Consider the following 12,416-nt stretch of genomic DNA (forward strand, 5'->3'; position numbering starts at 1 on the left):
ATTCACCCCATTGACATCCCCACAAACCGGACTTTAGCGTGGTGCGAAACGTTTCGACCCGCCACAACGGTCCCCGGAGCACCATGACCTCTCTGCGTGACGTGGCCGAGCGCGCCCGGGTGGCCGTGAGCACCGCGTCCGCCGCGCTCAACGGCACCCGTCCGGTGGCGGCGGCGACCAGGCGGCGGGTCGAGCGGGCGGCGGCCGAGCTGGGTTACCGGCCCAACCTGCTGGCCCGGGGCCTGCAGAGCAAGCGCACCCGCATCCTGGCCCTGCTGTTCCCCGCGCCGCGCAGCGGTTTCGGGCTGACCGAGATGCAGTTCGCGACCGGCGCCGCCGAGGCGGCCAGCGAGCTGGGGTATCACCTGCTGCTGTCCCCCGAGAGCGCCGGCCCCATCGAGGAGTTGCGGCACATCACCGGCCTGGGGCTGGTGGACGGGGTGCTGCTGATGGAGGTGGGGCTGGACGACGAGCGCCCGCGCTTTCTGGCGGAGGCCGGGGTGCCGTTCGCGATGATCGGGCGGACGCGGGAGCCCGGCACGATCGACTACGCCGACATCGACTTCGCCGCCACCGCCAGGGACGCCCTGGCGCACGTGGCCGGGCTGGGGCATCGCAAGCTGGCCCTGTTCAACCTGGCCGAGGACGGGCACCCGGCCAGGTACGGCCCCGCCGTCCGCGCAGGCGAGGAGTTCGCCCGGGCCGCGCAGGACCGGGGGCTGGCCTACGTGGCCGGTTTCCGCCCCGGCTCGGCCGAGGAGGGCGGCAAGGCGTTCGAGGACCTGCTCGACGCCCATCCGGACGTGACGGCGCTGGCCGTGATGGACGACCGCGCGGCGGTCGGCGTGATCACCGCCGTGGCGCGGCGCGGCCTGCGCATACCTGAGGACCTGACGCTGCTGCTGGTGCTGTCGTCGGCGCGGGTGGCCGAGATGTTCCATCCCAGGCTCACGACGCTGGAACCGCCCAGCACGGAGCTGGGCCGGCTCGGCGCCCGCATGCTCATTGACCGGTTGCAGGGTGACGGGCCGCCGCGACAGCGGCTCGTGCCCTGCCGTCTGGTGGTCGGGGACAGCTCCGCGCCACCGCGTGAAGGGGGCGGATCTTGACACTCGGGATGCACACGGTGACCGAGGGCCGTGGGCTGCTGTTCGGCGGGGACTACAACCCGGAGCAGTGGCCGGAGGAGGTGTGGGAGCAGGACGCGAAGCTGATGCGGGACGCCGGGGTCAACCTGGTGACGGTCGGCGTGTTCAGCTGGGCGCGGCTGGAGCCGGAGCCGGGCAGGTACGACTTCGGCTGGCTGGACCGGGTGCTCGACCTGATGGGCGGGCACGGCATCGCGGTGGACCTGGCGATCCCGACGGCCTCGCCGCCGCCGTGGCTGGGGCACCGCTGGCCGCAGACCCTGCCGGTGGACGAGGGCGGGCACCGGCTCTGGTACGGCTCCCGCAACCAGTTCTGCCCTTCTTCGGCCCTGTATCGGGAGCGCTCCCAGTCGATCACGACCGCGCTGGCCGAACGGTACGCCGGCCATCCGGCGCTGGCCATGTGGCACGTGGGCAACGAGTACGGCGAGGTCTGCCACTGCGACGAGTCCGCGGCGGCGTTCCGCGCCTGGCTGCGTGACCGCTACGGCGACCTGGCCGCGCTCAACGAGGCGTGGGGCACCACGTTCTGGAGCCAGGGCTACAGCGACTGGGCCGAGGTCGTGCCGCCGCGCCGCGCCCCGTACATCATCAACCCCACCCAGCGCCTCGACTGGTGGCGCTTCTGCTCGGGCGAGCTGCTCGGCCACTTCCGCGAGCAGCGCGACATCCTGCGCGCCCGCACCCCGGACGTGCCGGTCACCACCAACTTCATGGGCTTCTTCAAGCGGGTGGACTACTGGTCGTTCGCCGGCGAGCAGGACGTCGTCTCCAACGACTGCTACCCGGAGCCGGGCAACCCGCTCACCCCGGCCAGGACGGCCCTGACCCATGACCTGATGCGCGGCCTGGCCGGCGGGCGGCCGTGGCTGCTGATGGAGCAGGCCACCAGCGCCGTCAACTGGCGCGAGCACAACCTGCCCAAGCCGCCCGGCCAGTTCCGGCTGGAGTCGCTGCAGGCGGTCGCGCGCGGCGCGGACGGCTTGTGCTACTTCCAGTGGCGGGCCTCCCGGTTCGGCGCCGAGCGCTTCCACGCCGCGATGGTGCCGCACGCGGGCGCGGACACGCGGCTGCACGCCGCGGTGCGCGAGCACGGGCAGGAGCTGCGCACGCTCGCCGGGGTGGCGGGCGAGCCGGTGCCCGCTCGGGTGGCGATGGTGTTCGGCTGGGAGAGCTGGTGGGCGCTGGAGGAGCGCGGACGGCCCAGCGACCGGCTCAACGCGGTGGACCAGCTCCTCAGCTACTACGTGCCGTTCTTCGAGCGCGGGGTGAGCGTGGACGTGGTGCCGCCCGGCGCGGACCTGTCGGCGTACGCGCTGGTCGTGGTGCCGAACCTGTTCCTGGTGAGCGACGAGCACGCGGCGGCGCTGACGGCGTACGTGAACGGCGGCGGCGTGCTGGTGGTCGGCCCGTTCTCGGGCGTGGTGGACCCGAACGCGCACGTGCGGACCGGCAGGTTCCCTGCGCCGCTGCGCGAGGTGCTGGGCGCCTCCGGCGAGGAGTGGCAGCCGGTGGCGGGGCCCGTCGCGTGCGCGTGGCAGGGCGGGGCGGGGTTCGCGGCGGAGAGCTGGACCGAGCTGTTGCAGGCGGAGGGCGCCGAGGTGGTGGCCGAGTTCGCCGAGGGCGACCTGGCCGGGCGGCCGGCGATCCTGCGCCACCCGTCCGGGGAGGGCGTCGCCTGGTACGTGGGCACGATGCCCGAGCCCGCCGCGCTGTCCGCGCTGGCCGGGCGGGCGCTGGCCGACGCGGGCGTGCGCGGCGTGCTGCCCGACCTGCCGCAGGGCGTCGAGGCGGTGCGCCGCGGCGAGGTGCTGTTCCTGCTCAACCACGGCGCCGCCACGGTCCGCGTGCCGATCCCCGAGCCGGGGGTGGACCTGCTGACCGGCTCGCCCGCCGAGGGTCACGTCACGCTGGCGCCGCGCGCCGTCGTCGCCCTGCGCCCGGAGGTCGTCCCGGCATGAAGTTCAAGGACGGCTACTGGCGGATGCGTCCGGGCGTGCGCGGCGACTACGCCGCCGCCGCGTACGACGTGACCGCGCGGGACGGCTCGCTGCGCGTCCTCGCGCCGACGCGGGAGATCAGCCGCCGCGGCGACACCATCGACGGGCCGGTCCTGCGGGTGGACCTGTCCTCGCCGATGCCGGACGTGATCCGCGTCCGCACGGTGCACTTCGCCGGGTCCGTGCCGGCCTCCCCCGCCTTCGCCGTGCGCGACGACCGGCCGGAGGTGAAGATCGCCGTGGACGCCGGGGAGGCCGCCCTGACCAGCGGCGACCTCACCGTCCGGGTGCGCAGGGACGCGCCGTGGGAGATGACGTTCAGCGCGGGCGGGCGGGAGCTGACCCGCAGCGCCGGCAAGAGCCTGGGCGCGATGCGCGACCCCGATGAGCGGCACTTCATGGTCGAGCAGCTCCGCCTGAGCGTGGGCGAGCTGGTGTACGGCCTCGGCGAGCGCTTCGGCCCCCTCGTCCGCAACGGCCAGTCCGTGGACGTCTGGAACGAGGACGGCGGCACCAGCAGCGAGATCGCCTACAAGAACGTGCCCTTCTACCTCACGAACCGGGGTTACGGGGTGTTCGTCAACCATCCGGGCCGGGTGTCGTTCGAGGTCGGCTCGGAGACGGTGTCGCGGGTGCAGTTCAGCGCCGAGGGGCACGACCTGGAGTACCTGATCATCCACGGTCCGTCGCCCGCGGACATCCTGCGCCGCTACACGGCGCTGACCGGCCGCCCGGCGCTGCCGCCCGCCTGGTCGTTCGGGCTGTGGCTGTCCACCTCGTTCACCACGGACTACGACGAGGCGACGGTGACGTCGTTCGTGGACGGGATGGCCGAGCGGGACCTGCCGCTGAGCGTCTTCCACTTCGACTGCTTCTGGATGCGGCGGTTCCGGTGGTGCGACTTCGCGTGGGACCCGGAGGTGTTCCCCGACCCCGAGGGCATGCTGCGCCGGTTGAAGGAGCGCGGCCTGCGGGTGTGCCTGTGGATCAACCCGTACATCGGGCAGGCGTCGGAGCTGTTCGAGGAGGGCGCGGCGGCCGGGCATCTGCTGCGCAGGCCCGACGGGACGGTCTGGCAGGACGATCACTGGCAGGCCGGGCGCGCGCTGGTGGACTTCACCTCGCCCGCCGCCCGAGAGTGGTACGCGGGCAAGCTGCGCGAGCTGCTCGACATGGGGGTGGACGCGTTCAAGACCGACTTCGGCGAGCGCATCCCCACGGACGTGGCCTACGCCGACGGCTCCGACCCCGAGCGGATGCACAACTACTACAGCCTCCTGTACAACCAGACCGTGCACGACGTGCTGGCCGAGCGGCGCGGGCCGGGCGAGGTGGTGCTGTTCGCCCGTTCGGCCACGGTCGGCGGGCAGCGGCTGCCGGTGCACTGGGGCGGCGACTGCGAGTCGACGTTCGAGGCGATGGCCGAGTCGCTGCGCGGCGGGCTGTCGCTCGGCATGGGCGGGTTCGGGTTCTGGAGCCACGACATCGGCGGCTTCGAGGGGCGGCCGGATCCGGCCGTGTTCAAGCGGTGGGTGGCCTTCGGGCTGCTGTCGTCGCACAGCCGGCTGCACGGCAGCGGCTCCTACCGGGTGCCGTGGCTGTTCGACGAGGAATCCGTGGACGTGCTGCGGGCCTTCACGAAACTCAAGGCGCGGCTGATGCCGTACCTGTACGGGGCCGCCGTGCAGGCCGCGGCCGAGGGACTGCCGATGATGCGGGCCATGCACCTGGAGTTCCCCGGTGACCGGGCCTGCGACCACCTGGACGCCCAGTACATGCTGGGCCCCGACCTGCTGGTGGCCCCCGTGCTGTCGGCGGACGGGGAGGTCTCGTACTACGTGCCCGAGGGGGTGTGGACCCGGCTGCTCGACGGCGGGACCGTCAGCGGGCCCGGCTGGCGTACCGAGCGGCACGGGTTCGGCAGCCTGCCGCTGCTGGTGCGGCCGGGCGCGGTGCTCGCGACCGGCGCCCGCGACGACCGGCCCGACTACGACTACGCCGACGGCGTCACCCTCGACGCCTACCACCTCGACGACGGCGCCACCCGCACCGTCACCGTCCCCGCGCTCGACGGCGGCCCCGCGGCCGTCTTCGAGGTGTCCCGCCGGGGCGACCGGCTGAGCGCCCGCCGGGCCGGCGGCGCACCGGCCCCCTGGAGCCTCCGGCACGCGCCGGCGCACGCCGCCGCGTCCCCCGACACCGACCACATCGAGATCACGCTCAGCGTCAAGGAGTGACATGCCTGCCTTCCCCGAGAACTTCCTGTGGGGCACCGCCACCGCCGCCTACCAGGTCGAGGGAGCCTGGAACGAGGACGGCCGCGGCCCGTCGATCTGGGACACCTTCTCCCACACGCCCGGCCTCGTGGCGAACGGCGACACGGGCGACGTGGCCTGCGACCACTACCACCGCCTGGAGGAGGACCTCGACATCCTGGCCGGGCTGGGCGTCGGCGCGTACCGCTTCTCCATCTCCTGGCCGCGCGTGCAGCCGGGCGGGCGCGGCGAGCTGAACCAGCCGGGCGTGGACTTCTACAACCGCCTGGTGGACGGGTTGCTGGCCAGGGACATCGCGCCGGTGGCCACGCTCTACCACTGGGACCTGCCGCAGGAGCTGGAGGACGCGGGCGGCTGGCCGGAGCGCGAGACGGCGCTGCGCTTCGCCGAGTACGCCCGGCTCATGGGCGAGGCGCTGGGCGACCGGGTCCGCACCTGGATCACGCTGAACGAGCCGTGGTGCTCGGCCTACCTGGGCTACGCCTCCGGCGTGCACGCCCCGGCGCGTACCGACCCCGCCGCCGCGCTGGCCGCCGTGCACCACCTGAACCTGGGGCACGGCCTGGCCGTGCAGGCGCTGCGCTCGACCGCCGCCAGGGGCGCGCAGATGTCGGTCACGCTCAACCTGCACCACGTGCGCGGCGTGTCCGAGCGCGACGCCGACGCGGTGCGGCGCGCGGACGCGCTGTCCAACCGGGCCTTCCTCGGCCCGATGCTGGAGGGCGCCTACCCGCGCGACCTGATCGCCGACACGGCGAAGGTGACCGACTGGTCGTTCGTCCGCGACGGCGACGAGGCCGCCGCCTGCCAGCCGCTGGACGTGCTCGGCGTCAACTACTACAACCCGACCCTGGTCCGTCAGTGGGACGGCGCCAGTTCCAAGGAGACCGCCGACGGGCACCAGGACGGGGCCGCCTCGCCCTGGATCGCCTGCGAGGACATCGAGTTCGTCAAGCAGCCGGGCCCGTACACCGAGATGGGCTGGAACATCGACGAGACCGGCCTGACCGAGCTGCTGCTGCGCCTGCACCGCGACTACCCCGACATGCCGACGATGATCACGGAGAACGGCGCCGCGTTCCCCGACCCGGTCTCCGCCGACGGGGTCGTGCACGACGCCGACCGCGTCGACTACCTGCACCGCCACCTGACGGCGGTCAGCGAGGCCATCGCGGGCGGCGCGGACGTGCGCGGCTACTTCGTGTGGTCGCTGATGGACAACTTCGAGTGGGCGCACGGCTACGCCAAGCGGTTCGGCATCGTCCGCGTGGACCGCGAGACGATGGCCCGCACCTGGAAGGACAGCGCCCACTGGTACCGCGACGTGGTCGCCACCGGCAAGCTGCCGGTGGCCTGACTCGGTCGGCTACGGCTTGCGTGCCACGCCGCCGACGAAGGTGTGGTACGTGATGCCGGGCGCGGCCTGGTGGTCCCCCGTCTCGGGACGCCATTCCGGGAGCGGCACCAGGCCGGGCTCCACCAGCTCCAGCCCGTCGAAGTAGGCGAGGATCTCCTCGCGGGTGCGCCACCGGCCGGTGCCGAGGTGCTCGTTGAAGAGCTTCTCCGCCGTGAAGGCCTGCTCCGACACCTCGGGGTGGGCCCCCATCGGGTTGTGGAAGTGCGAGATCACCACGTGGCTGCCGGAGGGCAGCGGCCGGATGAGCCGGGCGGCGATGCCGGCCGGGTCCTCCTCGTCCTTGAGGTGGTGCAGGAGGCCGAACAGCAGCAGCCCGACCGGCTCGGCGAAGTCGATGAGGGCGCGGGTGCGCGGGTCGTCGAGGATCTTCTCGGGCTCGCGGGCGTCGGCGTCGACGATCGTGGTGGTCTCGTCCACGGCCAGCAGGGCGCGGCCGTGGGCGAGCACGATGGGGTCGTGATCGACGTAGACGACGTGCGCGCCCGGCGTGACGGACTGGGCGACCTCGTGCACGTTGCCCTGCGTGGGCAGGCCGGAGCCGATGTCCAGGAACTGGCGGATGCCCGCGTCGGCGGCCAGGTAGCGCACCGTGCGGCGGAGGAACTCGCGGTTGGCCTGGGCGGCCTCCGGCGCGTCCGGCGCGATCCGCAGCGCCGCCTGCGCCACGTGGCGGTCGACCTCGTAGTTGTCCTTCCCGCCGAGCATGTAGTCGTAGACGCGGGCGACGCTCGGCTTGCTGGTGTCTATCCCGCTGGGCGCGCTTTCCTGCTCGCTTCCGGGCACTTCGGGCTCCTCGCTGGATCAGGGGGTCAGCGCGATGATCCTAAGGCGGAGCACCAGGTCCGGGCGTGAACTTCAGGAGGATTTAAGGTTTTCCGACCAGTTCCTCCCGCAGCAGGCGGGCGGCGCCCGCCATGGCCCGCATCTTGCCCTCCGCCGAGCGCCTGGGCAGGTACTTCATCCCGCAGTCGGTGGCGATGACGATCCGCTCGGGCGGCACCCGCTCGAACGCCCCGCGCACCCGCCCCGCCACCACCTCCACGGGCTCCACCTCGGGCGTGGACAGGTCGATCACGCCGAGCACGACCGTCTTGTCCTTCAGGTCGGACAGCACCCCGAGGTCCAGCCCCGACTGCGCGGTCTCGATCGACACCTGCCGCACCGGGCACCCGGCCAGCTCCGGCAGGAACGAGTACGCCTCCGGCCGCTCGTGGATGATCGCCGCGTACCCGAAGCAGATGTGCACCGCCGTCGTGCCGGTGATCCCGTCGAGCGCGGCGTTCAGCGCGGCCAGCCCGTACGCGCGCGCCGCGTCCGGCCTGGCCTGCATGTACGGCTCGTCGAGCTGCACGATGTCGGCCCCGGCGGCGAACAGGTCGCGGATCTCGGCGTTGACGGCGGCCGCGTAGTCCATGGCGGCGGCCTCGGCGTCGGGGTAGAAGTCGTTCTGCGCCTGCTGGCTCATCGTGAACGGCCCCGGCACCGTCATCTTCACCACGCGGCCGGTGTGCGCGCGCAGGAACAGCAGGTCGTCCACCTCGACGGGCCGGGCCCGCCGGATGGGGCCGACGATGCGCGGCACCGGGTTCGGATGGCCGCTGCGGTCCAGGGCGGTGCCCGGGTTGTCCAGGTCGATGCCTTCCAGGGCGGTGGCGAAGTGGTTGGAGTAGCTCTCGCGGCGGATCTCGCCGTCGGTGACGATGTCCAGCCCGGCCCGCTCCTGCGCCCTGATCGCCAGCTCGGTGGCGTCGTCCTGGGCCTGGCCGAGCAGCTCCGGCGGGATCCGCCACAGCTCCCTGGCCCGCACGCGCGGCGGGAACCGCCCGGCCAGCCTGGCCCGGTCGATCAGCCAGTCCGGCTGGGCGTAGCTCCCGACCAGCGACGTAGGCAGCAGCGGCAAGGAGATCACGGGGGCCCTCCCTCACGTCGGTCGTGACCTCCACTGTGCGCGCGTCGTGCGCGGGTTACCAGCCGTCGGCGTGCGGGGGGTTGCCAGCCGTCGCCCTGCGCGGGTTACCAGCCGTCGACGTGCAGCACCTCGTCCAGCGGCTGCCGCTTGGCCGGCTTGAAGGTCTCGCCGGTGTAGTACGCGGTGGGCAGCAGCACGCCCTGCCTGACGTTCGCGGGCAGCCCGAGCAGCTCGGCCACCTCGCTCTCGTAAGCCAGGTGCAGCGACGTCCACGCCGAGCCCAGCCCCCGCGCGCGGGCGGCCAGCATGAAGCTCCACGCGGCCGGCAGCAGCGACCCCCACATCCCGGCCTGGTTGCCCTCGGGCAGCCCCGGCACGGCCATGCAGCCGATGACGTGCACCGGCACGTCGCCGAGGTGCTCGGCCAGGTACGCGGCGCTGTCGGAGACCCGCTGCTGGGTGGCCGCGCGCTCCGGGTCGTCCTTGAACAGCTGCCTGGCGGAGCCGCCCGAGCCGTAGTAGGTGTTCCACGAGCGCGCGTAGTAGTCGCCGATCGCCTTGCGCTTGCCGGGGTCGGTGACCACGATCCAGTGCCAGGACTGGGCGTTGCCGCCGCTGGGCGCCTGGAGGGCGATCTCCAGGCACTCCCTGATCAGCTCCATGGGGACGGGACGGGTGAGGTCGAGTCGCTTGCGTACGCTGCGCGTCGTGGTGAGCAGCTCGTCCGCTGAGATCGTCATGCGGCCATCATGCCCTCAGGCGGCGCCGAGCCACAGGTCCGGGCCGAACACCTCGTAGTGGATGTCGCGCGGCGCGACCCCGGCCCCGATCAGCCCGGCACGCGCGGCCCGCATGAACCCGACAGGCCCGCACATGTAGACGACCGCGCCCTCGGGGATCTCGACCCCCGCCAGGTCCATGCGCCCGGCGCGGTCGCCCTCGCCGCTCTCGTACCAGAAGAGGCGCTCCCCGCCGGGCAGGGCGTCGGTGAGGCGCTCCATCCGCTCGCGCAGCGCGTGGTCGGCCGCGGAGCGGTCCGCGTGCAGCACCAGCACCCGGCGCCCGGAGCCGGTGTCGGCCAGGTGGCGCAGCATCGCGGCGATCGGGGTGCAGCCGATGCCCGCCGAGACCAGGACGAGCGGCGCGTCGCCGTCCTCCAGCGCGACGTCGCCGAACGGCGCGGACAGGGTCAGCTCGTCGCCCTCCCGCACGGTGGCGTGCAGCAGCGTGGACACCTCGCCCTCAGGCCGCTCGCCGGCGCGCACCCGCTTGACCGTGATGCTGCGGTGCCCGTCGGCGCCGTGGCCGGACACCGAGTACTGGCGGAGCTGGCGCACGCCGTCGGGCATGGTCACGCGGACGCTGACGTACTGGCCGGGGCGGGCCGGCGGCACGGGGTCGTCGCCGACGGGGCGCAGCACCAGCGACATCGCGTCCGCGGTCTCCTCGTGCCGCTCGACCACCTGCCAGGGCCGCCAGGTCGCGCCGTCGAGCGCGCCCGCCTCGGCGTAGATGCGCGCCTCCATGGCGATCAGCGCGCCGGCCATCAGCCAGTAGACCTCGTCCCATGCCGCCGCGACCTCGGGCGTGACGGCCTCGCCGAGCACCTCGGCGATGGCGCCGAACAGGTACTTGTGCACGATCACGTACTGGTCGTCGGTGACGCCGACGGCGGCGTGCTTGTGCGCGATGCGCGCCAGCAGCGCGTCGGGGCGCTCGCCGGGGTTGTTCAGCAGCGCGCCCGCGAAGGCCGCGACGGCGCCCGCCAGCGCCTTGCGCTGCTCGCCGCTGCGCTGGTTGCCGCGGTTGAACAGCCCGTCGAGCAACTCGGGGTGGTCGGCGAACATCGTGTCGTAGAACCGCGCCGTGATCGTCTCCAGCTCGGCTCCGACGGCGGGAAGGGTGGCCCGTACGAGCTCGGCGGCCTTGGCGGACAGCATGGGGGAACCTCCAGACAGGTCATCAGGGTGTCTGGGAGTCATACGGCGCGGACGGCGGCGCGGATCCCGGACACTTAAATAAGCATCTGAGATTCATATTAAATTCCAGGGTTGCCGGTCCTGTTTCCGGGGTCGCCGGTCCTGTTCCCGGGGGGCGTCAACGACAGCAGCACGGGCCCGGTCGGCGCGTCCACCAGCGAGGCGACCGTGACCCCGTCGAGCGAGGCGTAGAACGCCTCCTGCGCCTGGCGCAGCGCGCCCCGCAACCGGCAGGCCGCCCGCAGCGGGCAGGGCGGGTCGTCCTCGCAGCCCACCACGTCGCCCGCGCCCTCCAGCTCCCGCACCAGCGCGCCGACGCTCGCGGCGCGCCCGGCCGCGGTGAGCTGCAGCCCGCCGCCCCGCCCGCGCCTGGCCTCCACCACGCCCAGCTCGCTCAGCCGGGCGACGGCCTTGGCCGCGTGCGTGTAGGGGACGTCGAGCATCCCGGCCGCGGCGCGGGTGGTGAGCAGGTCGTCCGGCCGCGCCACGGCCAGGCGCATGACGATGCGCAACGCGATGTCGGTGAAGGCGGTCAGCCGCATGCCTCTACGGTAGGCGCTGCCCGCCGGTCACCAGGTCAGAGCCGGCCCAGCACCGCCATCGCCGGGAGCGCGCGGTCGTTGTAGTCGAACAGGGCCTGGTTCTCCCAGCCGTTGCCCGACGACGGGTCGGCCGGGTCCCAGCCGTTGCCCCGCACGCCTGTCCAGGTCGCCTCCCAGGTGAACAGGCCCAGACCGCGCCCGTTCGGCACCGCGCGGACGATCTCGGCCACCTTGGCGAGCATCGCCGACTGCCCCTGCGGCGTGGCGGGGTAGCCGGGATACGGCTCCGCGGCGGTGATGATGTTCGGCCAGCCGTCGTCGTCGGCCGTGGTGAACGGGTGCGCGGTCTCCACCACGACCACGGGCTTGCCGTACCTGGCGGCGACGTCGTTGAGGTTGGACTGGAAGGCCGCCAGTGTGCCGTGCCAGTAGGAGTAGTACGACAGGCCGATCACGTCGTAGCGGATGCCGTTGGCGTTCGCGTTGTCGAACCACCACCGGTACAGGCCGTTGTCGCCGCCGTTGGCCAGGTGCAGCACCACCCGGGTCGAGCCGGAGACCGCCTTGACCGCGTCGTACCCGGCGTTCAGCAGCGCCGCCGTGTTCGCCCAGTTGGAGTTGGAGCCGTCCGGCCAGAGCAGGCCGCCGTTGATCTCGTTGCCGACCTGCACCATGTCGGCCGTGGTGCCCTGGTCGCGCAGCGCGTCGAGCACGTCGTAGGTGTGGTCGTACACGGCCTGCCGCAGCTGCGCGAACGGCAGCGCCTCCCACGCGGCGGGCTTGAACTGCTTGCCCGGGTCGGCCCAGGTGTCGGAGTAGTGGAAGTCGATGAGCAGGCCCATGCCGAGCGCCTTGACCCGTTTGGCCACCGGAAGCACCCGCGCCTTGGTGTTGTAGCCGTCGGCCGGGTTCACCCAGACCTTGAGCCGCATGTAGTTGAGCCCGGCCTGGGACAGGATGGCCAGCGCGTCGCCCCTGCGGCCGCGGGTGTCGCGGTAGACGCCGCCGAGAGCCTCGGACTTGGCGAGGCTGGAGACGTCCGCGCCCCTGATCTGGAGGCGGCCCGGGCCAGCTTGCGCGTGCGCGGGGGCGGCGAGGGCCGTGAGTAACAGCAGCGTGGTGAGGATGATGCGTTTCATCGGTCT

General features: G+C 73.0%; 10 protein-coding genes. 4 read left to right on the top strand and 6 right to left on the bottom strand.

What is annotated here, in order from left to right; genetic code table 11:
- Positions 1–83 precede the first annotated feature (83 nt).
- Genes FXF51_RS04355 through FXF51_RS04370 form a run of 4 tightly spaced genes read left to right on the top strand, consistent with a single transcriptional unit; the run spans position 84 to position 6,781 of the window.
- Positions 84–1,109 (top strand): LacI family DNA-binding transcriptional regulator, encoded by a 1,026-nt coding sequence (locus tag FXF51_RS04355; RefSeq protein ID WP_148432919.1) that lies wholly within the window; start codon positions 84–86, stop codon positions 1,107–1,109.
- Entirely contained in the window at positions 1,106–3,109 is a 2,004-nt protein-coding gene (locus FXF51_RS04360) for a beta-galactosidase (RefSeq protein ID WP_262379284.1), read from the top strand. Before FXF51_RS04355 ends, FXF51_RS04360 begins: the two co-directional genes overlap by 4 nt.
- The gene (yicI, locus tag FXF51_RS04365; protein WP_148432920.1) at positions 3,106–5,385 is read left to right on the top strand and encodes an alpha-xylosidase; all 2,280 of its coding nucleotides are present in this window, start codon (positions 3,106–3,108) and stop codon (positions 5,383–5,385) included. Before FXF51_RS04360 ends, yicI begins: the two co-directional genes overlap by 4 nt.
- Position 5,386: 1 nt before the next feature.
- On the top strand, positions 5,387–6,781 hold the full coding sequence (locus FXF51_RS04370) for a GH1 family beta-glucosidase (RefSeq protein ID WP_148432921.1): 1,395 nt from the start codon (positions 5,387–5,389) through the stop codon (positions 6,779–6,781).
- Between the two features lie 9 nt (positions 6,782–6,790).
- Here the strand turns inward: FXF51_RS04370 and FXF51_RS04375 are convergent, their stop codons facing one another.
- The 6 genes from FXF51_RS04375 to FXF51_RS04400 all read right to left on the bottom strand — a co-directional run bounded on the left by FXF51_RS04375 (position 6,791) and on the right by FXF51_RS04400 (position 12,410).
- Positions 6,791–7,624: an SAM-dependent methyltransferase gene (locus FXF51_RS04375; RefSeq protein ID WP_148432922.1), complete on the bottom strand. Its 834-nt coding sequence runs from the start codon at positions 7,622–7,624 to the stop codon at positions 6,791–6,793.
- An 82-nt stretch (positions 7,625–7,706) separates the two neighbouring features.
- Positions 7,707–8,750 (bottom strand): 5-methyltetrahydropteroyltriglutamate--homocysteine methyltransferase, encoded by a 1,044-nt coding sequence (locus tag FXF51_RS04380; protein WP_148432923.1) that lies wholly within the window; start codon positions 8,748–8,750, stop codon positions 7,707–7,709.
- 104 nt (positions 8,751–8,854) lie between these two features.
- Positions 8,855–9,490, bottom strand: a complete 636-nt coding sequence (locus FXF51_RS04385) for a nitroreductase family protein (protein ID WP_148432924.1) — start codon at positions 9,488–9,490, stop codon at positions 8,855–8,857.
- Between the two features lie 15 nt (positions 9,491–9,505).
- The gene (locus FXF51_RS04390) at positions 9,506–10,690 is read right to left on the bottom strand and encodes a globin domain-containing protein (protein WP_148432925.1); all 1,185 of its coding nucleotides are present in this window, start codon (positions 10,688–10,690) and stop codon (positions 9,506–9,508) included.
- A 98-nt stretch (positions 10,691–10,788) separates the two neighbouring features.
- The gene (locus FXF51_RS04395) at positions 10,789–11,271 is read right to left on the bottom strand and encodes an RrF2 family transcriptional regulator (protein ID WP_148432926.1); all 483 of its coding nucleotides are present in this window, start codon (positions 11,269–11,271) and stop codon (positions 10,789–10,791) included.
- Positions 11,272–11,306: 35 nt separating this feature from the next.
- Positions 11,307–12,410, bottom strand: a complete 1,104-nt coding sequence (locus tag FXF51_RS04400; RefSeq protein ID WP_148432927.1) for an arabinogalactan endo-beta-1,4-galactanase — start codon at positions 12,408–12,410, stop codon at positions 11,307–11,309.
- Positions 12,411–12,416 lie beyond the last annotated feature (6 nt).

It is taken from the genome of Nonomuraea sp. PA05, assembly GCF_008086045.1.
GTDB lineage: Bacteria > Actinomycetota > Actinomycetes > Streptosporangiales > Streptosporangiaceae > Nonomuraea > Nonomuraea monospora.